The sequence below is a fragment of the Sulfitobacter sp. OXR-159 genome (assembly GCF_034377145.1).
Taxonomy (GTDB): domain Bacteria; phylum Pseudomonadota; class Alphaproteobacteria; order Rhodobacterales; family Rhodobacteraceae; genus Sulfitobacter.
Window position 1 is genome coordinate 187,340 of sequence record NZ_CP139708.1, and the last position, 26,089, is coordinate 213,428.

General features: G+C 63.4%; 25 protein-coding genes. 18 read left to right on the top strand and 7 right to left on the bottom strand.

The window, feature by feature from the left end; all coding sequences use genetic code 11:
* The first annotated feature begins 5 nt into the window (after positions 1 to 5).
* Positions 6 to 1,691, top strand: a complete 1,686-nt coding sequence (locus T8A63_RS18815) for a thiamine pyrophosphate-binding protein (protein WP_322345909.1) — start codon at positions 6 to 8, stop codon at positions 1,689 to 1,691.
* Between the two features lie 33 nt (positions 1,692 to 1,724).
* Complete coding sequence (locus T8A63_RS18820; protein WP_322345911.1) at positions 1,725 to 3,173, top strand: FAD-binding oxidoreductase; 1,449 nt, start codon at positions 1,725 to 1,727, stop codon at positions 3,171 to 3,173.
* 4 nt (positions 3,174 to 3,177) lie between these two features.
* Here T8A63_RS18820 and T8A63_RS18825 read toward each other — a convergent pair whose 3' ends face one another.
* Positions 3,178 to 3,924 carry an SDR family oxidoreductase gene (locus T8A63_RS18825; RefSeq protein WP_322345913.1) on the bottom strand — a complete coding sequence of 249 codons (747 nt, stop codon included), beginning with the start codon at positions 3,922 to 3,924 and terminating at the stop codon, positions 3,178 to 3,180.
* Positions 3,925 to 4,093: 169 nt separating this feature from the next.
* Here T8A63_RS18825 and T8A63_RS18830 point away from each other — a divergent pair, with 169 nt between their 5' ends.
* From T8A63_RS18830 to ureG, 10 genes are all read left to right on the top strand, one after another.
* On the top strand, positions 4,094 to 4,705 hold the full coding sequence (locus T8A63_RS18830; RefSeq protein ID WP_067940640.1) for a TetR/AcrR family transcriptional regulator: 612 nt from the start codon (positions 4,094 to 4,096) through the stop codon (positions 4,703 to 4,705).
* Between the two features lie 11 nt (positions 4,706 to 4,716).
* Positions 4,717 to 5,697, top strand: a complete 981-nt coding sequence (locus T8A63_RS18835; RefSeq protein ID WP_322345915.1) for a zinc-binding dehydrogenase — start codon at positions 4,717 to 4,719, stop codon at positions 5,695 to 5,697.
* Between the two features lie 248 nt (positions 5,698 to 5,945).
* Positions 5,946 to 6,743 carry an urease accessory protein UreD gene (locus tag T8A63_RS18840; RefSeq protein ID WP_416153254.1) on the top strand — a complete coding sequence of 266 codons (798 nt, stop codon included), beginning with the start codon at positions 5,946 to 5,948 and terminating at the stop codon, positions 6,741 to 6,743.
* Between the two features lies 1 nt (position 6,744).
* Entirely contained in the window at positions 6,745 to 7,047 is a 303-nt protein-coding gene (locus T8A63_RS18845; protein WP_300053231.1) for an urease subunit gamma, read from the top strand.
* A gap of 9 nt (positions 7,048 to 7,056) precedes the next feature.
* Positions 7,057 to 7,254 carry a hypothetical protein gene (locus tag T8A63_RS18850; RefSeq protein ID WP_067941446.1) on the top strand — a complete coding sequence of 66 codons (198 nt, stop codon included), beginning with the start codon at positions 7,057 to 7,059 and terminating at the stop codon, positions 7,252 to 7,254.
* A complete protein-coding gene (locus tag T8A63_RS18855; protein ID WP_067630724.1) occupies positions 7,251 to 7,556 on the top strand; it encodes an urease subunit beta in 306 nt (101 codons plus the stop codon). Before T8A63_RS18850 ends, T8A63_RS18855 begins: the two co-directional genes overlap by 4 nt.
* Positions 7,556 to 9,292 (top strand): urease subunit alpha, encoded by a 1,737-nt coding sequence (gene ureC, locus T8A63_RS18860; protein WP_322345918.1) that lies wholly within the window; start codon positions 7,556 to 7,558, stop codon positions 9,290 to 9,292. The genes T8A63_RS18855 and ureC overlap by 1 nt, the downstream gene beginning before the upstream one ends.
* 10 nt (positions 9,293 to 9,302) lie before the next feature.
* Positions 9,303 to 9,833: an urease accessory protein UreE gene (gene ureE, locus T8A63_RS18865; protein ID WP_322345920.1), complete on the top strand. Its 531-nt coding sequence runs from the start codon at positions 9,303 to 9,305 to the stop codon at positions 9,831 to 9,833.
* Positions 9,826 to 10,473 carry an urease accessory protein UreF gene (locus tag T8A63_RS18870; RefSeq protein ID WP_322346103.1) on the top strand — a complete coding sequence of 216 codons (648 nt, stop codon included), beginning with the start codon at positions 9,826 to 9,828 and terminating at the stop codon, positions 10,471 to 10,473. The genes ureE and T8A63_RS18870 overlap by 8 nt, the downstream gene beginning before the upstream one ends.
* Positions 10,470 to 11,114, top strand: coding sequence for an urease accessory protein UreG (ureG, locus tag T8A63_RS18875; RefSeq protein ID WP_322345921.1), 645 nt, complete (start codon positions 10,470 to 10,472; stop codon positions 11,112 to 11,114). The genes T8A63_RS18870 and ureG overlap by 4 nt, the downstream gene beginning before the upstream one ends.
* A 107-nt stretch (positions 11,115 to 11,221) precedes the next feature.
* Here the strand turns inward: ureG and T8A63_RS18880 are convergent, their stop codons facing one another.
* A complete protein-coding gene (locus T8A63_RS18880; protein ID WP_322345923.1) occupies positions 11,222 to 12,397 on the bottom strand; it encodes a nucleotide sugar dehydrogenase in 1,176 nt (391 codons plus the stop codon).
* A gap of 247 nt (positions 12,398 to 12,644) precedes the next feature.
* Here T8A63_RS18880 and T8A63_RS18885 point away from each other — a divergent pair, with 247 nt between their 5' ends.
* A complete protein-coding gene (locus T8A63_RS18885; protein WP_322345925.1) occupies positions 12,645 to 13,979 on the top strand; it encodes a DUF2793 domain-containing protein in 1,335 nt (444 codons plus the stop codon).
* 48 nt (positions 13,980 to 14,027) lie between these two features.
* Here the strand turns inward: T8A63_RS18885 and T8A63_RS18890 are convergent, their stop codons facing one another.
* From T8A63_RS18890 to T8A63_RS18905, 4 genes are all read right to left on the bottom strand, one after another.
* Positions 14,028 to 14,990, bottom strand: coding sequence for a pyridoxal-phosphate dependent enzyme (locus T8A63_RS18890; RefSeq protein WP_322345926.1), 963 nt, complete (start codon positions 14,988 to 14,990; stop codon positions 14,028 to 14,030).
* Between the two features lie 87 nt (positions 14,991 to 15,077).
* Positions 15,078 to 16,223, bottom strand: a complete 1,146-nt coding sequence (locus T8A63_RS18895; protein ID WP_322345928.1) for an aminotransferase — start codon at positions 16,221 to 16,223, stop codon at positions 15,078 to 15,080.
* A gap of 19 nt (positions 16,224 to 16,242) precedes the next feature.
* A complete protein-coding gene (locus tag T8A63_RS18900; protein WP_322345930.1) occupies positions 16,243 to 17,316 on the bottom strand; it encodes a serine hydrolase in 1,074 nt (357 codons plus the stop codon).
* A gap of 91 nt (positions 17,317 to 17,407) precedes the next feature.
* Positions 17,408 to 17,887 (bottom strand): Lrp/AsnC family transcriptional regulator, encoded by a 480-nt coding sequence (locus T8A63_RS18905; protein ID WP_120352424.1) that lies wholly within the window; start codon positions 17,885 to 17,887, stop codon positions 17,408 to 17,410.
* A gap of 95 nt (positions 17,888 to 17,982) precedes the next feature.
* Here T8A63_RS18905 and T8A63_RS18910 point away from each other — a divergent pair, with 95 nt between their 5' ends.
* The 5 genes from T8A63_RS18910 (at position 17,983) to T8A63_RS18930 (ending at position 24,709) form a co-directional block, all read left to right on the top strand.
* Positions 17,983 to 19,185 carry a methionine gamma-lyase gene (locus T8A63_RS18910; RefSeq protein ID WP_132445454.1) on the top strand — a complete coding sequence of 401 codons (1,203 nt, stop codon included), beginning with the start codon at positions 17,983 to 17,985 and terminating at the stop codon, positions 19,183 to 19,185.
* 78 nt (positions 19,186 to 19,263) lie between these two features.
* The gene (locus T8A63_RS18915; protein WP_322345931.1) at positions 19,264 to 21,648 is read left to right on the top strand and encodes a transketolase-like TK C-terminal-containing protein; all 2,385 of its coding nucleotides are present in this window, start codon (positions 19,264 to 19,266) and stop codon (positions 21,646 to 21,648) included.
* A gap of 27 nt (positions 21,649 to 21,675) precedes the next feature.
* Positions 21,676 to 22,596, top strand: coding sequence for an isoaspartyl peptidase/L-asparaginase (locus T8A63_RS18920; RefSeq protein WP_322345933.1), 921 nt, complete (start codon positions 21,676 to 21,678; stop codon positions 22,594 to 22,596).
* 143 nt (positions 22,597 to 22,739) lie between these two features.
* On the top strand, positions 22,740 to 23,318 hold the full coding sequence (locus T8A63_RS18925; protein ID WP_067622577.1) for a TRAP transporter small permease subunit: 579 nt from the start codon (positions 22,740 to 22,742) through the stop codon (positions 23,316 to 23,318).
* Positions 23,318 to 24,709, top strand: coding sequence for a TRAP transporter large permease (locus tag T8A63_RS18930; protein WP_067622574.1), 1,392 nt, complete (start codon positions 23,318 to 23,320; stop codon positions 24,707 to 24,709). The genes T8A63_RS18925 and T8A63_RS18930 overlap by 1 nt, the downstream gene beginning before the upstream one ends.
* 284 nt (positions 24,710 to 24,993) lie before the next feature.
* Here the strand turns inward: T8A63_RS18930 and T8A63_RS18935 are convergent, their stop codons facing one another.
* Entirely contained in the window at positions 24,994 to 26,088 is a 1,095-nt protein-coding gene (locus tag T8A63_RS18935) for a TRAP transporter substrate-binding protein (RefSeq protein WP_067622572.1), read from the bottom strand.
* Position 26,089: the final 1 nt, after the last annotated feature.

The window sequence follows — 26,089 nt, forward strand, 5'->3', positions numbered from 1 at the left end:
TCTCCATGCTGCAAAAAACTTCCCTCAAGGCGCGGACCGGCGGACAGGTCCTTGTGGATCAACTGCTGATCCACGGTGCCGACACCGCCTATTGCGTGCCCGGCGAAAGCTATCTTGAGGTACTCGATGCGCTGCATGATGTGCAAGACAAGTTCAGCCTGATCAATGCGCGGCACGAGGCCGGGGCCGCCAACATGGCTGAGACCTATGGTAAACTAACCGGCACCCCCGGCATCTGCATGGTCACCCGCGGCCCCGGCGCCTGCCACGCGGCCATCGGCGTGCATATCGCGCAACAAGACAGCACGCCGATGATCCTCCTGGTGGGGCAGATCGCCCGCGACACGACCGACCGCGAGGCGTTTCAAGAAGTCGATTACCGTGCGATGTTTGGCCCCATCGCCAAATGGGCCACCCAGATCGACGACCCGGCGCGGGTGCCGGAATATATGGCCCGCGCCTTCCGCGTGGCGACCTCGGGCCGCCCCGGTCCGGTGGTGATCTCCCTGCCCGAAGACATGCTAACCGAGGTGGTTTCCGTCGCCGACGCGCGGCCCTATACGGCGACCCATGCTGGGCTGTCGCCTGACAATCTCGACATGCTCAAAACCGAGATCGCGCAGGCCGAACGGCCCCTGCTGCTGCTCGGCGGCTCTGGCTGGTCGGATGAAAGTGCCGCGGCCATCACGCGCTTTGCCGAGGCCAACAAGATCCCCGTCACCACCTCTTTCCGGCGGCAGGACATCGTGAACAACCTCTCGCCGGTCTATGCAGGCGATTTCGGCACCTCCACCGCGCCCAGCCTCTACGCGCATCAACGCGACGCGGATCTGCTCGTGGTGATCGGCGCGCGTTTGGGGGAGATGACGACCAAGACCTACACCACCATGCAATCGCCCAACCCCGAGACGCGGCTGGTGCATCTCTACCCCGACGCGGATGAGATCGGGCGCGTCTATTCGCCAGATCTGGGCATCGCTGCAGCACCCGTTTCTGTCGCTGCCGCCTTGGACGGTGTCGATCTGGGCCGCGCTGAGGCATGGGACGCATGGTGCGAGAAACTCCACGCCGATTACCTCACCGATACCGAAGCGCCCAATGGCGGCGACTGGGATCTCGACATGGGGGTGGCACTTGCGCAGCTGCGCGACGAGCTGCCCGATGATGTGGTGGTCACGCTCGACGCGGGCAACCACACCGGCTGGGCGCAACGGTTCCTGCGCTTTGGCCGTCCGGGCCGGATTGTCGGCTCGACCTGTGGTGCGATGGGCTATTCCGTGCCCGCCGCCGTCGCGGCCTCGATTGCCGAGCCGGAGCGCCTGACGCTCTCCTTCGTCGGCGATGGCGGCTTTATGATGAGCGGTAGTGAACTTGCCACCGCCGCGCAATATGGCGGGCGGCCCATCGTCCTGCTGTTCAACAACGGCATCTACGGCACCATCCGCATGCACCAAGAACGCGACCACCCCGAACGGATCTCGGGCACTACTTTGCAGAACCAAGATTTCGTCAAAATGGCCGAGGGGCTGGGCGCTCATGCTGAACGGGTGACCAAGACCGAGGATTTCGCCGCCGCCTTCACCCGCGCCCGCGAAAGCGGCCGCCCGGCCCTGATCGAGCTTGTAACCGACCCCGAGCAAATCTCGACCCGCACCACGATCAGCAAGCTGCGCGCGGCGGCCCAGAAATAAGTCGACGCCGACCAGCGCTAAAGGATGACCCAGATGACCACTCTGACCGCGCCGCGCCGCGCGCCCGAAACCGACGGGCAAGACCATAGCGCCCTGCTCGACGATCTGCGCCAAGCCATCGGTGCCGCCCATGTCGTGACCGACGCCAAGGATTTTGACGCGCGGCTGATCGAAGATCGCGGGCTGCAGCGCGGCACCGCGCTGGCGCTGATCCGCCCCGGCTCCACCGAGGAGGTCGCCGCCTGCATGCGCCTGTGCCATACAGCCGAGGTGCCGGTCACGCCGCAGGGCGGCAACACCGGTCTGGCGGGGGGCGGCGTGCCGGACGGCGGGATCATCCTCACGACTGACCGGCTGAACCGCATTCGGGGGGTCGATCCGACCAACGCCACCATGACGGTCGAGGCGGGTTGTATCCTCGCCAATATCCAAGCGGCGGCGGATGAGGTCGATGCGCTCTTCCCGCTGTCGCTCGCCTCCGAAGGGTCCTGCCAGATCGGCGGCAACCTTTCGACCAACGCGGGCGGCACGGCGGTGCTGCGCTATGGCAATACCCGCGATCTGGTGCTGGGGATTGAAGCGGTGCTGCCCGATGGCCGGGTGCTGAATGATCTGGGCGGGCTGCGGAAAAACAACACCGGTTTCGACCTTAAACACCTCTTTATCGGGGCCGAAGGAACGCTTGGCATCATCACGGCAGCGGTGATCAAGCTTTTCCCCAAGCCCACCGCCCGCGCCACGGCGCTGGTGGCCTGCACCGGCCCCGACCTGGCGCTGGCGCTCTATGCCCGGATGCGTGGGCAAACGGCGGACACGCTCTCGACTTTTGAGTATATCGACCGGCTTGGCCTGCAAATGGTGATCGACCACGCGCCCGGCTGTAGCGACCCGATGGCAGAGGCGCATCCGGCCTATTGCCTGCTCGAACTCACCGGCAATGGCGCGCAGGCCGACCTTGATGCCCGGCTGGAGGCGGCGTTGGAATCAGCGTTTGAGGCGGAAGAAATCATCGACGCCGTGATCGGCGCATCGGAAGCGCAGAAGGACGCGCTTTGGGCGCTGCGGGAAAACCTCTCAGAAGCGCAAAAGCCCGAGGGCGCGTCGATTAAGCATGACGTATCCGTGCCGGTCTCGCGCGTGGCTGATTTCATCCGCGAGGCGACTCAAGCATGCATGGAACATATGCCCGGACTGCGCCCCTGCCCCTTTGGCCATTTCGGCGACGGCAACCTGCATTTCAACCTGTCGCGCCCCGTCGATATGGCCGATGCCGATTTCCTTGCAGAATACAGCACGTTCAACCGCATCGTGCATGATATCGTGCACCAGATGGGCGGCTCATTCTCGGCGGAACATGGCATCGGCACGTTCAAACGGGCCGAACTGCGCCGCTATAAAGACCCGGTCGCGCTGGAGTTGATGGAGGAGATCAAAGCCGCCCTCGACCCGGGCCAATTGATGAACCCGGGCAAGGTGCTTTGACGGCTTAGCCGCGCCCGACAAATGGCATTTTGGTGGCCATCACGGTGACAAACATGGCGTTGGAGTCGAGCGACAGCTTCGCCATGTATGACAGCGTTTCGGCCACGTCGTTCACATCCATGCGTGGCTCGGACATGCGGCTGCCGTTCGGTTGCAGGATGCCGTCTTTCATCCGCTCCGTCATCTCGCTGGCCGCATTGCCGATGTCGATCTGCCCGCAAGCGATGTCATGCGCGCGCCCATCGAGCGACAGCGCGCGGGTGAGCCCGGTGATCGCGTGTTTCGTCGCCGTATAGGGCACCGAGAGCGGGCGCGGCACATGGGCGCTGATTGAGCCGTTGTTGATGATTCGCCCACCCTTTGGGCTCTGCCGTTTCATCAGGGCAAAGGCCGCACGGGCGCAGAGGAATGACCCGGTCAGATTGGTCGCGACGATGTCGCTCCACTCCGCGACGCGGAGCGCGTCCAGCTCGACCGCCGGACCATTGCGCCCGGCATTGTTGAACAGCAGGTCCAGCCGCCCGAAGGTCGCCTCCACTCTGTCGAAAAGCGCGTCGACATCGGCCTCAACCCCCACGTCCGCAGCCACGGCGATATGCCCCTGCCCGTCAAGCGTAGCACAGGCGGCGTCGATCTTATCCTGCTGCCGCCCGGTGAGAACGAGAGTGAAACCGTCTTTCGCCAACCGCTGCGCGCAGGCGAGGCCGACGCCGCTCCCAGCCCCTGTGATCAGAGCAATCTTTTGGTTCATTCTACTATTCCATTCCTTATCGTTGCGCGTCGGGCCGCTACAGAGAATCTAATATATAAGATCGCACAGGGATAGGTTTTTTCACCGCTTTCCAGTCATCACGGGGTCCGTGCCTCACATTCGCGCGAGTGCACTAGACGACCGGTCTATTATTTCATAGATGCCACTCATGACAGAGGCAAAGAAATCAGATCAGACGCGGCAACGCATCTTGGACACCGGACGTAGCCTCGTGCTGCGGCACGGGTTCTCTGGCGTTGGCCTGTCGCGGATCCTGAGCGAAAGCGGCGTGCCCAAAGGCTCGTTCTACTATTACTTCGCGTCGAAAGAGGCTTTCGGCACCGCGATGTTGGCCGACTACGTCGAGGCCTATCTCGACCGCGTCGATGCGCTGATTGCAGCCCCGGGAACGGCGGGCGACAAGCTCGACAGTTTTTGGGATGCATGGCTCAGCCAATCCAGTGCTCCGGGGATCGCCAGCGCTTGTTTGGTGGTGAAACTCGGCTCCGAAGTGGCTGACCTGTCGGATTCCATGCGCGAGACGCTGGACCAGGGTGTCGACGCATTGGTCGCCCGGATTGCCCAATTGCTGCGCCAAGGCGCAGAGGATGGGACCGTTCGTGCGTTGTCTGACCCCGAAACCACCGCCCGCATGCTCTATGCCAAATGGCTCGGCGCGGCGGTGCTGGCCAAACTGGCACGCAGCGATGCGGCCCTGCGCATGGCCCGCGCTGAAACCTCTGCCCAACTCTCCCCCACTGGGGGCCAATTCCCAACCTGAAAGGAAACAGCATGTTCGCTGCCATCCACGACACATTCGGCGAGCCCGCCGAGGTTCTGACCACCCGCGAAACCGACAAGCCCGCGCCCGCCGCTGGCGAAGCGCTGCTGCGCATGGTGCTCTCGCCCATTCACAACCACGACCTTTGGACCGTGCGCGGCAATTATGGCTACAAGCCCGAACTGCCCGGTGCCATCGGCGGCTCCGAAGCGCTCGGCATCGTCGAGGCTGTGGGCGAAGGCGTTGACGAAGCGCTGATCGGCAAACGGGTCACGGCGGCCGGGTTCCACGGCGCATGGGCTGAGTATTTCACCGCCCCCGCCGCTGGTCTGCTGCCCCTGCCCGAGGCGATCTCGGACGAGGCCGGAGCGCAGTTGATCGCCATGCCCTTCAGCGCCCTGTCCCTGCTGGAGACCCTGAAGGTCGGCGAAGGCGAGTGGTTGATCCAAACCGCCGCCAACGGCGCGGTGGGCAAGATCATGGTTGGTCTGGCCAAGGCACGCGGTATCAAGCTGCTGAACCTCGTCCGCCGCGAAGGTGCCGCCGAAGAAATGCGCGATACCGGCGCGGAGCATGTCCTGTCCACCGAAGATGCGGATTGGCAAAGCAAAGCGCGCGAGTTGATCGGCAACGCGGGCGCGGTTTCGGCCATCGATTCCGTCGGCGGCGAATTGGGCGGCCAACTTGTCGAGCTTCTGGGCAAGGATGGCGAATTGATCGTCTTCGGCACGGCGACGGGCCAGCCGCTTTCCATGTCCTCGGGCGAATTGATCATGAAGCACATCACCGTCAAAGGCTTCTGGGGCTCGCGCGTCAGTGGTGACATGGCGGCTGAGACGCGGGGCCGTCTGATTGGTGAACTGGTGCAACTCGCCGCGAAGGGGCAGCTTCCCCTCGACACGGGCGGCATCTACCCGCTGGCCGAGGTGACCGAGGCGATGAAGGCCGCACTGACCACGGGCCGTGGCGGCAAGGTCATGCTGCGCCCTTGATCGGGATTTGACGACAGCGGCGGCCCTCAACGCGGGGCCGCCGCGCCATTCTTGCACCGCCCAAGATTACGACACATCCGCGAATTTCCGCCCTTTATTTGGGCAAACGCAGCGCACTGGCGGCCCTGCACCGCCTCGGCGATGACTCTCCCCCGTCTCTATGGTGATTAAAAAATCATCATACATTTCCGGGCGGAGCCATTCTCATTCTCGTCGACACCAGCATAAACAACCCCCAAGCGACCCCCGTGCAGCCGCGCGCGATCGGTGCGGCGATGGTCTCGGCCAAGGCCGCGCGGGGTGGCTCGACGCTGGGGGATTTGCGGCAATCGGGCGCGATGAAGCTGCTCTTTCCGCGCCCCGACCCCGCGATGCTGCAAGCGATCGTTATCAATTCCGCAGGTGGCATCACGGGCGGCGATAGTTTTGCCCTGACCGCCCGGGCAGAGGCAAAGGCCGCGCTCAGCCTCACCACGCAGGCCGCCGAACGCGCCTATCGCGCGCAACCGGGACAAGTGGCAAACCTGCGCAACACCCTCGCCGTAGACTCCGGCGCGACGCTGCATTGGCTGCCGCAAGAGACGATCCTTTATGACGGATGCGCGCTGCGGCGGCGGCTGTCGGTCGATCTGGCGCAAGATGCCTCCCTCCTGCTGGTTGAGCCGCTGGTCTTTGGCCGCGCCGCCATGGGTGAAACCCTTCGACAGGCCCATTTCCGCGACCGGATCGAGGTCAGCCGCGCGGGCCGCCCGCTGTTTCACGACGCGATGACGCTTAGCGGCGATGTCACCGCCCATCTGGCGGCCCCTCATATCGCGGCGGGCGCGGGCGCCCTCGCCACGATTATCTATGTCGCGCCCGATGCCGAAGCGCGGCTTGCCCGGCTCCGCAGCCAATTGCCCGCCAACGCCGGGGCCAGTCTGATCGGCCCTGACCTGCTGGTCGCGCGGATCCTCGCGGCAGACAGTTTCGACCTTCGCCAATCGCTCGTCCCGATCTTGGGCGAACTGAGCGGTGACACCCTCCCCCGATCATGGATGACCTGACGTGCAACTGACCCCGCGAGAAAAAGACAAATTGCTGATCTCCATGGCCGCCGAAGTCGCCCGCAAGCGCCTTGCGCGGGGGGTCAAGCTGAACCATCCCGAAGCCATCGCGCTGATCACCGACACCGTGGTCGAAGGCGCGCGGGACGGGCGCAGCGTGGCCGATATGATGCAGGCCGGTGCCCATGTCATCACCCGCGACGACTGTATGGAGGGGGTGTCTGAGATGATCCCCGAGGTGCAGGTCGAAGCAACTTTCCCCGACGGGACCAAATTGGTCACCGTGCACAACCCCATCAGATAAGGACATTTCATGCCGCGTTTTGCCCCCCTTCTTGCCCTGCCGCTCATGTCGCTTGCCATGGCGGCCTTTGCTCATACAGCGCCTCTCCCCCATGGCCATGGCGCAGAGAGTGACGGATCGCTGGCGGTCTATATTGTCGCCGGGCTGGCCTTTGTGCTGTCGGGCCTGATCCTTGCCATGCGCCACCTGAAAACAGCCAAAGCATGATCCCCGGAGAGATCTTTCCGGCGGCGGGCCTGCTGACCCTGAATGCCGACAGCGAGGCGATCACGCTCATGGTGGCCAATACCGGTGACCGCCCGGTGCAGGTGGGCAGCCACTACCATTTCGCCGAGAGCAACCCCGCGCTTGAGTTTGACCGCGCGGCGGCACGGGGGCACCGGCTTGATATCGCAGCGGGGACCGCTGTGCGGTTCGAGCCCGGCCAACGGCGTGAGGTATCGCTGATCCCGATCCGCGGGGCGCGGCGGATCTTTGGCTTTAACAGCGCGGTGATGGGAGACCTCTGATGCCTGCACAGATCAAACGCGGTGACTATGCAGCCATGTTCGGCCCCACGGTGGGCGACCGGGTGCGGCTGGCTGACACGGACCTCATCATCGAAGTTGAGCGCGACCTGACCACCGAACGCAGCGGCCAAAACGCCCCCGCCTATGGCGAAGAGGTCAAATTCGGCGGCGGCAAGGTGATCCGCGACGGCATGGGCCAGTCGCAGGTAACCCGCGCAGGCGGGGCCGTGGATACAGTCATCACCAACGTGCTGATCGTCGACCATACCGGCATCTACAAAGCCGATGTGGGGCTGAAAGACGGGCGCATCGCCAAGATCGGCAAGGCAGGCAACCCCGACACGCAACCGGGGGTCGATGTCATCATCGGGCCGGGGACCGAGGTGATCGCGGGCGAGGGGCGCATCCTGACCGCAGGCGGGTTTGACAGCCACATCCACTTTATCTGCCCGCAACAGATCGAAGACGCGCTGCATTCGGGGCTGACCACCATGCTCGGCGGCGGCACCGGCCCCGCGCATGGCACATTGGCCACCACCTGCACGCCCGGCGGCTGGCATATCGGGCGCATGATGCAGGCGGCAGATGCCTTTCCGATGAACCTCGCTTTCGCGGGCAAGGGCAACGCCAGCCAGCCCGCCGCCCTTGAGGAACAGATCAACGCGGGCGCTTGTGCGCTGAAACTGCATGAGGATTGGGGCACCACCCCGGCTGCCATCGACTGCTGCCTGAACGTCGCCGACGCGATGGATGTGCAGGTGATGATCCACACCGACACGCTGAACGAAAGCGGCTTTGTCGAACATACCGTAAAGGCCATGAAAGGCCGCACGATCCACGCTTTCCACACCGAAGGTGCAGGCGGCGGCCATGCGCCGGATATCATCAGGATCTGCGGCGAAGAGCATGTGCTGCCCTCCTCGACCAACCCCACGCGGCCCTTCACGGTCAACACGTTGGAAGAGCATCTGGATATGCTCATGGTCTGTCACCACCTTGATAAATCCATCCCCGAGGACGTGGCCTTTGCCGAAAGCCGCATCCGGAGAGAGACCATCGCCGCCGAAGATATCCTGCATGACATGGGGGCCTTTTCCATCATCGCCAGCGACAGTCAGGCCATGGGCCGGGTCGGAGAAGTCTTGATCCGCACATGGCAGACCGCCGACAAGATGAAAAAGCAGCGCGGGCGGCTGGCCGAGGAGACGGGCGAGAACGACAACTTCCGCGTCCGCCGCTACATTGCGAAATACACCATTAACCCCGCCATCGCGCATGGCATCTCGACCCATATCGGCAGCATCGAAGAGGGTAAGCGCGCCGATCTGGTGCTGTGGAACCCCGCCTTTTTCGGAGTGAAGCCCGAGATGGTGCTTTTGGGGGGCAGCATCGTCTGCGCGCAAATGGGCGACCCAAACGCCTCTATCCCGACCCCGCAGCCGGTCTATTCGCGGCCCATGTTCGGGGCCTATGGCCGCGCGGTGGAAAACTCTGCCGTGGTCTTTGTCAGCGAAGCGGCAGAGGCGGCGGGCGTGGGCGGCAAGCTTGGCCTTGCCAAACAAACCCTCGCCGTGCGCAACACCCGCGAGATCGGCAAGCGCGATCTAAAGCTGAACGATGCGCTGCCCAAGGTCGAGGTGAACCCCGAAACCTATGAAGTCCGCGCCGACGGTGAGTTGCTGACCTGTGAACCTGCCTCTGTGCTGCCCATGGCGCAGCGCTATTTCCTGTTTTGAAGAGAGCCAAATGACCCCCATCCTTTGCCAAGACATGCGCCGCGCCGAAGCGTGGTCCGATGCCAGTGACCGGGTAGAACTGACCTATGACGGGCGTTTTCTGCGCCGCAAGGTGCTGACCACGGCGGGCGGGCTGCCGTTTCTGGTCGATCTGGCGCAGACCACCTCGCTTGACCACGGCGACGCTTTTGTTCTGGCCGACGGGCGCGTGGTTGAGGTGGTGGCCGCCGACGAAGCCCTGCTGGAAGTGACCGGCCCCGACCTGCCGCGCATCGCGTGGCACATCGGCAACCGCCATACCCCCTGCCAGATCGATGCCGACCGGCTTGTGATCCAGCGCGACCATGTGATCGCCAAGATGCTTGGCCAGATCGGTGCCGCCACGCGAGAGATCACCGCGCCCTTTCGCCCCGAAGGCGGCGCCTATGGCCATGGGCGCACCCATGGGCACGACCACGGCCATGTTCACCACGCCGTTCATGATCACGACCACGCGCATGATCACGACCCCGCCCAGCACCACAACCACGCGCATGGCTGAAACCCTGCAGGCCGATGCGCTTTTGACCCTGGTGCAGATGCTTTCCCCCTCCTATCCGGTGGGGGCATTTGCCTATAGCCACGGGCTGGAATGGGCGGTGCTGGACGGGGCGGTGGCGGATCAAGATGCTTTGGCCGACTGGCTGTCCAGCGTGCTGCGGCACGGCGCGGGTCAGGCCGATGCGCTTTTCCTCGCGGCGGCCTATCGCGCGGATGACCCGGCAGAGATCGACGCGCAGGCCCGCGCCTTTGCCGCCTCTGCCGAACGGTTGAAAGAGACCGTGCTGCAAGGCGAAGCCTTTGCCCGCGCAAGTGCCGCGATCTGGCAGGTCGACCTGCCGCCGCTTTGCTATCCGGTTGCCGTAGGACGCGCGGCGCGTCTGCAAGGGCTGCCCCTGCGCCAAACGCTAGAGATGTTCCTGCACGCCTTTGCCGCCAATCTTGCCACCGCAGGCATGCGCCTTATCCCCTTGGGGCAGACCGAGGGGCAGATCGTCATCCGCGCGCTCGCGCCGGTCTGTCTCGAAGTTGCCGAGGCAGCGGCGGCAGGCACGCTCGACGATCTCTCCTCCACCGCCTTTCTAGGTGACATTGCCGCCATGAAACACGAAACCCAGTATTCGAGGATTTTCCGCACATGAAACGCAACAATGGCCCTTTGCGGGTCGGCATCGGCGGCCCCGTGGGCGCGGGCAAAACCACCCTGACGGCAGCGCTTTGCCGCGCCCTGCGTGACCGGCTGTCAATCGGCGTGATCACCAATGACATCTACACCCAAGAGGATGCCGAAGCGCTGATGCGGATGCAGGTGTTGCCCCAAGACCGGATCATCGGGGTCGAGACCGGCGGCTGCCCGCATACGGCAATCCGCGAAGATGCCTCGATCAACCTTGCCGCCGTGGCAGAGATGGTCGCGCGCCATCCTGAGGTGGACGTGGTCTTGATCGAAAGCGGCGGCGACAATCTGTCGGCCACCTTCAGCCCTGAATTGGCGGATGTGACGCTTTATGTGATCGACGTGGCAGCGGGTGAGGAAATCCCCCGCAAAGGCGGTCCGGCGATTACCAAGTCCGACATTCTGGTGATCAACAAGACCGATCTCGCGCCCCATGTCGGGGCCTCGCTTGAGGTCATGCAGCGTGACAGCGCGCGGATGCGCCCAGACCTGCCGACGGTCTTTTGCGCATTGAAGTCCGGCAAAGGGGTCGACGCCCTGCTGGAGCATCTGGCGCAGGTGGGCGGCTTGGACCTTGCGCCTATGGCCACGGCAACCGCGTATTAGGCGGTGGTGAGACCCGCCTTCCGGTCGCGGAAGGCGGGCAACGGCTGCTATCCTCGTCCCGCTGCGGCCCACCATTCCAAAGCGCGTTGAGGAGTGCCGCCCGTCCGTTAATCCGCGCCAAAAAGGTCGCGGGTAAAGACCTTGTCCGGGACATCCGCCAGATCGGGGTGATTGCGGTTTGCCACGATCACATCCGCGCGCGCCTTGAAGGCTTCCAGATCGCGGGTGACCTCCGAACCGAAGAACCGGTCCTCCTGCAACACAGGTTCATAGACGATCACTTCGATGCCCTTGGCCTTGAGCCGTTTCATGATCCCTTGGACCGAGCTTTGGCGGAAGTTGTCTGATCCCGTCTTCATCACCAGCCGGTAGATGCCCACCCGCTGCGGGCCAAGTGCCATGATCTGCTCTGACACAAAATCCTTGCGGGTGCGGTTCGCCTCGACCACGGCGTTGATCAAGTTCTGCGGCACATCCGAATAGTTCGCCAGCAACTGCTTGGAATCCTTGGGCAAACAATAGCCGCCATACCCGAAAGATGGGTTGTTGTAATGCCCGCCCACGCGCGGGTCGAGGCAGACACCGTCGATAATCTGGCGCGTGTCTAACCCATTGGTCAGCGCATAGCTGTCCAATTCATTGAAATACGCCACCCGCATGGCGAGGAAAGTATTGGCGAAGAGTTTGACCGCTTCCGCCTCGGAGGCACCGGTAAGGAGCATGGGAATATCATCGTCGATTGCCCCCTCGGCCAGCAGTTGCGCAAAGCGCCGCGCACGGGGGCTGTCTTCGCCGACGACGATCCGCGAGGGGTGCAGATTGTCATAAAGCGCGCGGCCTTCGCGCAGGAATTCCGGGCTGAAGATCACTTGATCGGTGTCCAACGCGGCAGACAGATCTGCGGTATAGCCCACCGGCACCGTGGATTTAATAACGATGGTGGCCGTTTTCGTAACCGCCAGAACATCCCGCACCACGGCCTCGACACTGGAGGTGTCGAAAACATTGGTGCGCGGGTCATAGTTCGTCGGCGTGGCGATCAGCACATAATCGGCCTCGCGGTATGCCGCCTCCGGCTCGGTGCTGGCCTTGAGGGTAAGCGGTTTTTGGGCGAGGTATTGCTCGATCTCGGGGTCCACGATCGGCGCGTGGCGCGCATTCACCTGCGCCACCCTGTCCGCGTTCAGATCCACCGCCGTCACGTCATTGTGCTGCGCCAGAAGCACCGCGTTCGACAGCCCGACATAGCCGATGCCAACAACGGCGATCTTGGTCATAGACATAAGCGTGGGCCTTTCCTGCGTGCCGGTGGCGAGATGTTAGACTGCGGCTTTCGGATTGAAAAGGTGCCGCCTGACAGGGAGTTAGGGCGGATTGGCGAATGTGAAAGCGGCCCGGTTCAGCAATTTGCGCGCGGGGCGCGGCGGGGCAGCCCCCCCGCGCCGTTGCGCCCCGCCCGAGCGGTGGGTTGTCAGGCTGGAAAGACTTCTTTCACACAGTCTCAGGCGACCCATAACCCGGAGAGCCCCGATGCCCGACACCTCAGAGCGCCTGTCCCTTCCCTATCTGATGCCGGCACAGGCGCAGAAACATGTGACCCACAACGAAGCGCTGCAACGGCTGGACCTTCTGGTGCAGCTTGCGGTCGAAGGTTTCGACGCCAACACGCCGCCCGCCCTGCCGCAGGCGGGGGAGGTTCATGCCCTCGGCACCGCCCCCACGGCGGCTTGGGCGGGTCATGTCGGCGAACTGGCCGTCTGGATTGGAGAGACCTGGCAGTTCAGCGCGCCACAGGACGGCTGGCTTGCCTTGGATAAATCCACCGGGATCCTGCGCCGATGGGTGGCGGGCGCATGGGCCGAGGTGTCGCCCCCCGATCTGGCGCACCTGTCTGGAGTGGGGATCAACACGGCTCACGACAGCGGCAATCGCTTGGCGGTTTCTTCCCCGGCGAGCCTGTTCACCCACGAAGGCGCGGGGCATCAGGTGAAGCTCAACAAAGCCAGCGCCGCCGATACCGCGAGCCTGCTGTTCCAGACCGATTTCTCCGGACGGGCCGAGATGGGCACGGCGGGGCAGGATGATTTCGCCATCAAGGTCAGCGCCGATGGCAGCAGTTGGACCACCGCGCTGGCCTTTGACGCCGCCAGCGGCATGGCCTCGGGCGCGGCGCTGACGCAGAGCGTGGGTGACGCGACGGTGGGACGGCTGCTGCGCGTGGGGGATTTCGGTATCGGTGCGGATGCGGGGCCGCTTGTGGCGCATCTTGACGCGCATGCGCTTTCGGGCAGTTTCTCAGCCTATGGCGGCGCCCATGCACAGGCACCCGCCGGGGCCAATCCCTTTCCGGCGCTGGATGGGGTCTTTGGCCTGCTTTGCGGCAACAGCACCTTAGGCGGGCCGAGCGCGAACTTGTGGCAGATCGCAGTGGGGATCGACACGCCGGGTCTGGCCTTTCGCGTGCGGGCAACCGGGGCATGGGGCGCTTGGCAAGCCCTGTGGTCCGGGGCGAACACGACTGTAGATGCCAATGGCTTCATCAAAGAAGCGAGCCCGATTGTCCGGCTGTTCCACGACAGCAGCGAAGAGCCCGCGGTGCCCCTGGCGGCGCGGTTCGAACGAATTGGGCTGGGCCACTATAGATTGAGGGATGTCCCGCCGCTTGCGTCCAAAGGGTGGCAGATCGAAGTGCCGCAGGATGCGAATGGCAACCGGTTGGTCTATGTGCATTGCAGCTATGACGCGGGGATGGCGGCGCTTGATGTGCGCACCCGCGAGGTGATCTGGCAGGAAGGCTGGGCCGGGGGTGCGCCCTGTGACATCCCCGTGGGCCGTTGGGTTGATCTGCGGTTCGACATGCCCTGAGGCATAGACGGCCCCGGCCCGCTGACGCTATAGCGGGTCGGATTGAATTCAGATGATGCCGCGCAACTGATCGACCTCGTAGTTGCCCCCGCAAAGCAAGACGGCAGAGGTTTGGCCTGCGTATTTCTGCGGTTCCGCCAGATAGGCCGCCAGCGCCAAGGCGGCGGCCCCTTCGACCAACATATTCTCTTCCCATGCCAGCACCTTTAGCGCGGCGGCGATTTGTTCTTCGTTGCAATATACGATCTCGTCGATCACCGCGCTTGCCATCGGCAGGGTGAGCGACCCCTCATCGACCCCGCCCGCCACGCCATCGGCCAGCGTGTCAAGATGGTCCGTCTCGACGATCTTGCCCGCCTTGATCGACGCCGCCAGAGCGCAGCTGTTGGCAGCACTCACGCCGATCACACGGGTTTGCGGCGAGAACTCTTTGATCACCGACCCCATGCCCGAGATCAACCCGCCCCCGCCCATCGAGATAAAGACAGTGTCGATCCCTTCGATCTGGTCAAGCAGTTCCAGCGCGGCGGTGCCTTGGCCCGCGATCACCTCGGCGTCGTTGTAGGGTGAGATATAGGTGTAGCCTTCGGCCTCGGCCAAGGCCTGCGCATGCCGTTCCGAAAACGACGCATCCGACCCATGGATCACGACCTTGGTGCCAAAACCTTCGATGGTTTTGCGTTTCTTGGCGACGACCGTCTCGGGCAGCACGACGATCAAATCATGCCCCGTGGTCTGGGCGGCACGTGAACAGGCGATGCCGTGGTTGCCGGAGGATGCGGTGATGACCGGTCGGTCCAGCGGCACCGTGGTCAGTTTGGCACTTGCCCCGCGCAGCTTGAACGACCCGGTGTGTTGAAAGTTCTCGGTTTTGTAGAAAAGCCGCGTGCCCTCTGCCATCGGCAGGCGCGAGGCGATCACCGGGGTGCGTGAAATCGCGCCTGCGATCTTGCGGTGAACCACGCAGGAACGCGCGGCGGATTGGGCGATCAGATCAGAGACTGGCGGCATGATAGGCTCCATCAGGTTGGCTGAGATGCGCCGCAGCGGCATATGGGTCCGTCAGAACCGATGACCACGGCGGAGGGCGGTCATCGGTTAAGGCTGCGTGGTGGTCTGGGCCGCGCTCTGCCGCGCGAGGAAGGTCGAGACAAGTGCCAGCCCGGCCTGCAAGTCGGCGGTCGAATTGGCGAAACCGATGCGCAGCCAACCCTCCATATCCATGGCGCTGCCGGGGGTGAAAAGCACGCCCTCTTCCTCCAGCAACTGGGTGCAGAACTCGCGGCTGCGCAGCGGTAGGTCGTATTTCACCAGCGCCGTTGTGCCCGACTGGGGTTTCACCCATGAGATCAGCGGCTCCGCCTCAACCCAATCTGCCAAAATTTCGAGGTTCCCCCGGGTGATCCGATGTGCGCGGTCAAGGATCTGCGCACGGCTCTCAAGCGCGAGAGCCGAGAAATACTCGTCGATCCCCCCGACGGAAATCGTATTGTAGTCACGGTGGATCATGATCTTCTCAAGCAGCGCCTGCGGCCCCGCCACCCAGCCCACGCGCAGCCCGGCCAGCGAATAGGCCTTGGACATGCCCGCCGTGCTGATGCCGCGGTCGGAGAGATCGCAGATCGAGGCGGTATAGCCATCACCCGTCTGATCGGTGCCGCGATAGACCTCATCGCAGAGCACCCAAGCCTCGCTGCCGCGCGCGATCTCGGCGATCTCTGCCAGCATCGCGCGGTCCATCAGCGCGCCGGTCGGGTTGTTGGGATTGTTGGTGGCGATCATCCGCGTGTCAGGGCGCATCATGGCGCGCAATTCGTTCAGATCGGGCAGAAACCCGTTCTCGGGGCGCAGGTGCAGCAGTTCGACCTCTGCGCCGATGCTCTCGGGGATGGAATAGTGCTGCTGGTAGGTCGGCACGATGGCGATGACATGGTCGCCGCGCGAGATCAGAGTCTGATGTACCAAGGCATTGGCCCCGATGGTGCCATGGGTGGTCAGGATGTTCTCGCGGCTTTGAGTCTCATAAAGCCCCGCCACTGCGTCGCGCAGACGGTCCGAGCCTTCGATCGCGCCGTAGCCCATGCGCATCCCGCGCAATTCGCCCAGCACCGAATTGTCGACGCCCGCCATGTCGATCAACTCTCCCAATGTGATCGAATCGACGCAGGTCTCGGCGAGGTTGTAGCGGCAGTGGTTTTCGAACTCGTTCATCCACATTTCGACGCCGAAGGTCGCGATCTTCATGGGGTTTTCCTTTCGTATCTCAGTGGTCTGCCAGCGCGGCAAAAAGCTGGCGCAGAAAGTGGGGCGTGGCGGTTGGGGCGAGCCAGCGCATCACCGCCACGATGTCATGCTTCGGCGCGATCCAGATCGTGTGCCCACCCGCGCCCTGCGCGCTAAAGGCGGTTTCGGGCAGCTTGGGGTCAGCCTCCGCCCCGCGGTTCAGCCACCACAGGAAGCCGTATTTATCCAGTGTCGGCGTGGGCGTCAGCGCTTGCTGCATCCAACCTTCGGGCAAGATCTGCGCGCCGTTCCACTGGCCGTTTTGGCAGATGAACTGGCCGAAGCGCGCGTGATCGTCGGCGCCGATGAACAGCCCGCCGCCCCAATGGCCACCGCCGGTGACCGATTGAACGCGCCTGCCCGCCATCTCGATCCACGACGTTGAATAGCCCTCCCACCGCCAGTCGTCTGAGGCGCCAATCGGGTCCATGATCCGCTCGCGCAGCACCTCTGGCAGCGGGCGGCCAAAGCGCATCAACAGCGCATAGGCCAGCGCATTTACCCGCACGTCATTGTATTCGTAATGGCTTCCCGGTGGGCCGACTTTGCGCAATTGTCCCTTGCGGCTGTTGTCTGCCCCCGGCCCGATCTGGCGGTAATGGTCGACCTGATCGTCCTTGCCGAAAATCTCGCCGCGCCATTCGCTGTTCATCTGCAACATATGCCGCCAAGTGATGCGCCCGTTGTGGTCGCCCGCAAAATGCGGCCCCGGCACGCTGTCGCCCACGGGCGCGTCGAGGTCGGTGATCAGCCCATCCTTCACCGCCAGCCCCGCCAGCACCGACAGGTAGCTCTTGGCGATGGAAAAGGTCATGTCGGTCCGCGTCGTATCGCCCCAATCGGCGACCCGCTGCCCCCGGTGCAGGATCACCCCTGCCGGGCCGCCGCGCGGCTTTACCGGGCCCACGATCTCGGTCCAAGGGCCGCTTTCGTTCCACTCGCGGTTGCCAACATAGGCCCCATCGGGGTGATACATCGAGCGGGGCCAGTCAGTCTCATGCGCCAGCGCGTGATCGACGACGGCTTGCAGGGCGGGGGTGGCGGCGAATGTCATGGGGACTCCTCGGGGCTTGGGGCGAACCTTTCCCAAGGGGGGCGGAATTGTAAACCGGTTAAATGGTTTCGGCGTCCTCAATCGCGCCCGCTCAGCCCCCGATATCAGGATAGACCTGAGAGCGTTTGACCACCCCGTAGACAAAACTGGTGTCGATTGACCCGATGCCGCCGATGGGGTGCAGCCGGGCGCGCACGAAACGCTCGTAGTCTTCCAGATCACCCACCACCACGCGCAGCAGGTAGTCTGACAATCCGCTCATCACGAAACACTCCAGCACCTCCGGGATCGCGCGAATCTTATTTTCAAAACGTTTCACCGTGCCCTCGTCATGGCCATCGAGCGTCACCCGCACCATGACCGTAACCGGCAGGCCGTAGGCCTTGGCGTCGACCTCCACACTATAGCCACGGATCGCGCCGTTTTTCTCAAGCGCGCGCAGGCGGCGGAGACAGGGGGAAGGCGACAGGCCAACTTCCTCGGCCAGATCAAGGTTCGTCATCCGGCCATTGCGCTGTAGCGCGCGGATGATGCGGCGGTCAGTCGCGTCCAATCGGGGTGTTTGGGGCATGATATGCCAAATCCTCTGCAATCTGCGCATATATTAGCAACCAAACGCCTCTTGCGCCATCGGATCATGCCCTAAAATTCAGACAGGGGCCTGACATGACCGAGAACCAGAAATCCTTTTCCACCCGCGCCATCCACCACGGGTATGACGCGCAAAGCGAACAGGGCGCGCTGAACCCGCCGATCTACATGAGCTCGACCTTCACCTTCGAGACCGCCGAGGCCGGTGGCGACATGTTCGCGGGCGAACGCGCGGGGCATTTCTATACCCGCATTTCCAATCCGACGCTGGACCATCTGGAAAAGCGCATCGCCAATCTTGAGGGGGCCGAAGCGGGCCTCGCCACCGCCTCGGGCATGGGGGCGATCACCTCCACGCTCTGGACATTCCTGCAGGCGGGCGATGAGATCATCATCGACAAGACGCTTTACGGCTGCACCTTCGCCTTCATGACCCACGGTCTGCCGCGCTTTGGCGTCAAGGTGACGCTGGTCGATATGACCGAGCCTGAAAACCTCTCCGAGGTAATCAGCGCCCAGACCAAGATCGTCTATTTCGAGACGCCCGCGAACCCGAACAACCGTCTGGTGGACATCGCCGCGATCTCGGCCATCGCGCATCGCGCCGGGGCCAAGGTGGTGGTCGACAACACCTATGCCACGCCGGTGATCACCCGCCCCATCGAACATGGCGCGGATATCGTGCTGCATTCGGCGACGAAATTCCTCTCGGGCCACGGTGATGTGGTCGCGGGTCTTGTCGTTGGCAGTGCCGAGGACATGACGCAGGTGCGGCTTGTCGGGCTCAAAGACATGACCGGTGCCGTGATGTCGCCCCTGACCGCCATGCTGCTCTTGCGCGGGATTAAAACGCTGGAACTGCGGATGGAACGGCACTGCGCCACCGCGGCCAAGGTGGCCGAGGCGCTCGAAGCGCATCCGGCGGTGCTGCATGTCGCCTATCCGGGGCTGGAGAGCTTTCCGCAGGCCGAACTGGCGCGGCGGCAGATGGGCAATTTCGGCGGCATGATCCCCTTTGAGGTCAAGGGCGGCAAACCGGGCGGCATCGCCTTTATGAACCGTCTACACCTCATTCAGCGCGCGGTGAGCCTTGGCGATGCGGAAAGCCTGATCCAGCATCCGGCGAGCATGACCCATTCCACCTATTCCCCCGAGGAACGCGCCGAGCATGGCATCGCCGAAGGGCTGGTGCGGCTCTCGGTTGGGCTGGAATCTGCGGAAGACATCATTGATGACCTTTACGCCGCGCTTGGCGCGCATAACATGCAAGCGGCCTGATCCGGCAAAGACCGGACCAGTCGCGGGCGGTGTCGAGGAGGGCACCGCCCGAGGGATCCTCAAGATGAAAGACCTGCCATGACCGCTCTCGCCCCTGCCCAGCTCAAAACCATCGAACAACGTCTGCTGTGGCTGTCGCATTGGATGATCCACAACGCCAACCACATCCGGCCCAAGGTGGACGGGATCAAAGTGGGCGGGCATCAGGCGTCTTCGGCCTCCATGGTGTCGATCATGACGGCGCTTTATTTCAGCGCCCTGCGGCCTGAGGACCGGGTTGCGGTCAAACCCCATGCTTCGCCGATCTTCCACGCGATGCAATATCTGATGGGCAATCAGACCCGCGAGAAGATGGAAAACTTCCGCGGATTTCAGGGCGTGCAGAGCTACCCCAGCCGGACCAAGGACATCGACGATGTGGACTTCTCCACCGGCTCGGTCGGCCTTGGCGTGGCGGTGACTTCCTTCGCCTCATTGGTGCAGGATTACATCACCGCGAAGGCTTGGGGCGCGGATGTCGATCTGGGCCGCATGGTGGCGCTGGTGGGCGATGCGGAACTCGACGAGGGCAATATTTATGAGGCCCTGCAGGAGGGCTGGAAGAACGATCTGCGCAACACATGGTGGATCATCGACTACAACCGCCAATCGCTCGACGGGGTGGTGCGCGAGGGGCTGTTCAAACGGATCGAGCAGATTTTCGACGCCTTCGGCTGGGATGTGGTCAAGGTGAAATACGGCGCCCTGCAACGTGCGGCTTTCGACGAGCCGGGCGGCGACAAGCTGCGCGACTGGATCGACAATTGCCCCAACCAACTTTACTCGGCGCTGACCTATCAGGGCGGCGCGGTCTGGCGCGAGCGGCTGATGGAGGCGCTTGGCGATCAGGGCGATGTCACAGCACTAATCGACGCGCGCAGTGATGACGAACTGGCCGATCTGATGGAGAACCTCGGCGGCAACTGCGTGCAGACCATGGCCGAGACCTTTGCCGCCATCGACCACGACCGCCCGGTCTGTTTTCTGGCCTACACGATCAAGGGCTGGGGCACGCCGATCGCGGGGCACAAGGACAACCACGGCGGGCTGATGACCAAAAGTCAGATGGCCGATTGGCAGAAACACATGGGCGTGAATGAGGGCGCGGAATGGGAGAAATTCGCCACCGTCGACGACCCCGATGCCCTGCAAACCGCGCTCGACCGCGTGCCGTTTTTTGCCAAGGGCCGCCGCCGCTACGGTGACGCAGCCCTGCCGGTGCCGCAGATCGAACTTTCCAGCGACCGCGAGATTTCCACGCAGATGGCCTTTGGCAAGATCCTCGACGATCTGTCGAAAGGCGACAGCGATCTGGCCGCGCGTATCGTCACCATGTCCCCCGATGTGACCGGCACCACGAACCTCGGCCCGTGGGTGAACCGGCGCAAGCTGTTTGCGCGCAGCGAACAGGCCGACACCTTCATCAACGAGAAGATCCCCTCCACCGCGAAATGGGAGTTCACCCCCGAGGGCCAGCATATCGAGCTTGGCATCGCCGAGATGAATCTCTTTCTGCTCTTGGGTGCGGCGGGTCTGTCGCATTCGCTCTTTGGAAAACGGGTCATTCCCATCGGCACGGTCTACGACCCCTTTGTCGCCCGCGGCTTGGATGCGCTGAACTATGCCTGCTATCAAGATGCGCGCTTTATGATTGTCGGCACGCCATCGGGCGTGACGCTCGCCCCCGAGGGCGGCGCGCATCAATCCATCGGCACGCCGCTGATTGGGATGAGCCAAGACGGGTTGGCGAGCTTCGAGCCCGCCTTTGCCGATGAGTTGGCCGTCATCATGCAGTGGGCTTTCGATTATCTGCAAAAGGATGGCGAAGGCGACCCGGACGAGCGCACGTGGCTGCGCGATGAGACCGGCGGCTCGGTCTATCTCCGGCTCACCACCAATCCCATCGAACAGCCCGGCAAGCGGGTCGACGAGGACTTCCGCCAAGGCGCCATCGACGGGGCCTATTGGCTGCGCAAGCCGGGGCCGAACTGCGACGTGGTGATTGCCTATCAAGGTGCGGTGGCGCCCGAAGCGATCAAAGCGGCGGGCAACATCGCCGAAGGCCGCCGCGATGTCGGCGTACTGGCGGTGACCTCTGCCGACCGTCTGAACGCGGGCTGGACCGCCGCGCAACGCGCCCGCGCGCGCGGCTACCACGCGGCGCAAAGCCATATCGAGACGCTGCTGGGGCAGCTCCCGCGCAACTGCAAACTGGTCACGGTGATCGACGGGCATCCGGCGACGCTTTCGTGGCTGGGCTCGGTCGTTGGGCACCAGACGGTGCCGCTTGGGGTTGAGCACTTCGGCCAGACCGGCACCATTGCCGACCTTTATCGCCACTTCGGGATCGACGCGCGGTCGATCGTGGAAAAGGTGCAGGGGCTGACCCCGGGCCGCCAAATGCTTCACCGGGTAGCGGGCTAGACGCCCCCCCGGATCGAAAGGACCGACATGACCTATTCCCTTGCCATCCACGGCGGTGCCGGAACCCTCCTGAAGGAAAACATCACCCCCGAGCAGGAGGCCGCCTATCACGACGCCCTCGCCCGCGCGCTGGAGGCGGGCGAAGCCATCCTGCGCGAAGGGGGCAGCGCGATGGACGCGGTCGAAGCGGCGGTCTGCGCGCTGGAGGATGAGCCCCTGTTCAACGCAGGGCGCGGCGCGGTCTATACCTCGGAAGGCGCGCAGGAGATGGACGCCGCCGTGATGGACGGGCGCGACCGCAGGGCGGGATCGGTCGCCGGTGTCTTTGGCCCGAAGAACCCGGTGAAACTGGCCCGCGCAGTGATGGAGCGGACCGAGCATGTCACGCTCATTGGCCCCAACGCACTCGAGATCGCGCGGCAAGCGGGGCTTGAATTCGGCGACCGCGACTACTTTTTCACCCAGTCCCGCTGGGACGCGCTGCAAGAGACGCTTGCGATGCGGGCGCGCGGCGAAGTCTCGGACGATCCGGCGCGGCGGCATGGCACCGTGGGGGCCGTGGCGCGCGATGTTGGAGGAAATATAGCTGCCGCCACCTCAACAGGGGGCATGACCGCCAAGGCCCCGGGCCGCGTGGGCGACACGCCGATGATCGGCGCGGGCACATTCGCCGATAACGCGACCTGCGCGGTCTCGGCCACCGGACATGGAGAGGTCTTTATCCGCTGGAACGCCGCCGGAGAGATCGCCGCACGCATGCGCCACGCGGGCGAAGACCTTGCCACCGCCGCCGATCATGTGGTGCTGCAGGATCTGGCCCCCAACGACGGGTCGGGCGGGGTCATCGCCGTGGACGGCGCGGGCAATATCGCCATGCCGTTCAATTCCCAAGGGATGTACCGCGGCTCGGTGCGGCAAGGCAGCGCCCCCGAAACCAACATCTACTGAGCGGCCCCGCCCTTCGGTTGCCCTCCTGCAACTGCGGGCGGGACAAATGCGGCCCGTTGAGGGCCACCCGCCATCTAAATCTTGACATTTAGCCCCCTCCCTTTGATTGACGGTCAAACGAACTTGACGGGAGAGGGGACAAGGTGCGTTTCTTAGCAGCAATTGCCAGAGTTATCTGCGCGGTGAACTTATTCATCGGCAATCTCTTCTCATGGCTCGCACTCGGCATCGTGTTGGTCTGTTTCACCGTGGTCGTGCAGCGCTATCTTTTCGCGATCAGCTTCGTTTGGATGCAAGACCTTTATATTTGGCTAAACGGCGCGATGTTCACCGCCGTTGCGGGCTTTGCCCTGCTGCGCGACGACCATGTGCGGGTCGATATCTTTTACCGCCCCGCCACGATGGCACGCCGCGCGCTGATCGACCTGATCGGCGTGGTCGTTTTTTTGCTGCCCTTCTGCTGGATCGTTTACACCTATTCGATGCCCTTCGTGACACGCGCATGGGGTTATCAAGAAGGGTCCGCCAATGTGGGCGGCATGCCGGGGCTTTATATTCTCAAGGCCTTCATCATCGGCTTTGCATTTCTACTCGCAATTCAAGGGATTGCATGGATCATCCGCTCCATCCTCGTGCTCAGCGGCAATGCTGAGCTGGTGCCCAAATCCATGCAATACAGCCGGGACCAAATCCCCGCAGACCATCCGCAGGGAGCCGTTTGATGGATCCGATTTTGATTGGCGAGATGCTCGCCGCGCTTATGTTCTTTGGCGTGATCGGCTTTTTGCTATTGGGCTTCCCGGTCGCCTTTACCCTCGCTGGCGTATCACTGCTTTTCGGGGCCGTGGGCATTGGCTTCGGCGTTTTTGACCCATCGAACTTCGGCTCGCTGCCGAACCGCTACATCGGCTTTATGACCAACGAAGTGCTGGTCGCGGTGCCACTTTTCATCTTCATGGGGGTGATGCTGGAACGCAGCCAGATCGCCGAGCAATTGCTGCTGACCATGGGCAAACTCTTTGGCAATATGCGCGGTGGTCTTGGGATTTCCGTGGTGCTGGTGGGCGCGATGCTTGCGGCCTCTACCGGGGTTGTGGGGGCCACGGTGGTCACCATGGGGCTGATCTCACTGCCTGCGATGCTGCGGGCGGGCTATGACCCGAAACTTGCCACCGGGGTGATCTGTGCCAGCGGGACATTGGGTCAGATCATTCCGCCGTCCACCGTGCTGATCTTCATGGGCGACATGCTGTCGGGCATCAACTCTCAGGTGCAGATGGCCAAGGGCAACTTTGCCCCGACGCCGGTCTCGGTGGGGGACCTTTTTGCCGGGGCCCTGCTGCCGGGCATTTTGCTGGTCTCGCTTTACCTCAGCTATGTCTTGTTCAAGGCCGCGACCGCGCCGGCCTCTTGCCCCGCGACGCCGGTTCCTGCGGATGAGAAAAGCCAGTTGGTGCGGGATTTCTTTGTGGCGCTGGTGCCGCCGCTTTTGCTGATCCTCGCCGTGCTGGGCTCGATTCTCGGGGGCATTGCCACCCCGACCGAGGCGGCCTCTGTCGGGGCGGTGGGGGCGATGGTGCTGGCGGCCCTGCGTTGGCGCCTGTCCTTCCGCATCCTGCGGGAGACGATGATCGCCACGGCCACGATCACCAGTATGGTCTTCATCATTCTGCTGGGCGCCTCGGTCTTTTCCATCGTGTTCCGCATGATGGGCGGCGACAATCTGGTGCATGAGTTCCTGAGCAACCTGCCCGGCGGCCCCTTGGCGGCGGTGGCGGTGGTGATGATCATCATGTTCTTCCTCGGGTTCATCCTTGATACCTTTGAGATCATCTTCATCGTGATCCCGATCACCGCGCCCGTGCTTTTGATGCTGGACATTGATCCGATCTGGCTGGGCGTACTGGTGGGGGTGAACTTGCAGACCTCCTTCCTGACGCCGCCCTTCGGCTTTGCGCTGTTCTATCTGCGCGGGGTGGCTCCGGCGGATCTGCCGACCAGTGCGATTTACAAGGGCATCCTGCCGTTTGTGATGTTGCAGGTGGTGGCGATTGCGATCCTTTTCGCCTTCCCGCAGATCGTGACGTGGTTGCCGAAGTTGATCGCCGGGTAAGACGGCGTTTTTTCAGAGCAAAGGCCCGGTGGAAACGCCGGGCCTTTTGCTATGAAGAAGAGGTGTCAGAACTGTCTCGCCCGGTGGCACACCGGGCATCGCCCTCCCTCCCCCCGGAGGGCGATTTTGCAACCTCTCGCCACCCGGATGGGTGAAGACTGTCGCACCGCACAGGCCACTTTCGAAGGTTCCTATCGCCCCCCAGGGAGGGCGATGCCCTTCGCGTATAAACGCGAAAGGCCCGGTGTCTCCACCGGGCCTTTCCACATTCCTGAACGCGAAGCTTAGTACTTCAAGAACTTCTGACGCGCCTGAACATAGGGGCTGTCGATGTTCTCGGTCCGGGTGCGGACGAGGTTCAGCGCTTCGACAAAGCTGTCGGCGGTCTTCTTGACCAGCGGATCGTCGCTGTTGCGCAGCTCTTCGACCACTTCGACCGAGGCTTTGGCACCGGCTTCCATGATGTCGTCGGGGAAGTTGCGCACGGTCACGCCATGCTCTTCCTGCAGCGTCTTCAGCGCACGGGGATCATTTGCGTAGAAGTCGGCGGCGACTTGGTCGTATTCCGCTTGGCTTACATCGCGAATGATCGCCTGCAGGTTCTCGGGCAGTTCCTGATACTTCTTCTTGTCGACGACAAGCTCGGTCGCCAGACCCGATTCCACGAAGGACGGCATGTAGTAGTTCTTGGCCACCTGATGGAAGCCGAGCGCCAGATCGTTATAGGGGCCGACAAATTCTGCGGCATCGAGTGTGCCCGACTGCAGCGCTTGGAAGATCTCGCCCGCGGCCATGTTGGTCACGGTCGCGCCCAGCTTCTCCCACACGCGGCCACCAAGGCCCGGCGTCCGGAAACGCACGCCTTTGACATCATCGAGGCTTTTCAGCTCATCGCGGAACCAACCACCCGTCTGGGTGCCGGTGTTGCCGGACAGGAAGCCCTGAACGCCGAACTGGTCATAGATCTCGTCCCAGATTTCCTGACCGCCCATGTAACGCATCCAAGCGGTCAGCTCGGGCGTGGTCATGCCGTAAGGAACGCCGGTAAAGAAGGACAGTGCCGGCGATTTGTTCTGCCAGTAGTAGGCGGCACCGTGGCTCATCTCGGCGGTGCCGTCGATCACGGCGTCGAGCGATTGCAGCGGCGGCACCATTTCACCGGCGGAGAAGACCTGAATGGTCAGCTCGCCACCCGAGGCGGCGGTGATCCGGTCGGCCAGACGCTGCGCGCCGACACCCAGACCGGGGAAGTTCTTGGGCCAAGTGGTGACCATGCGCCACGTGATGTTGCCCTGCGCAATAGCGGGCGCGGCAAGTGTCGTGGCGGCGGCACCTGCCCCCATCACACCAGCTTTGCGGATAAATGAACGACGATCCATG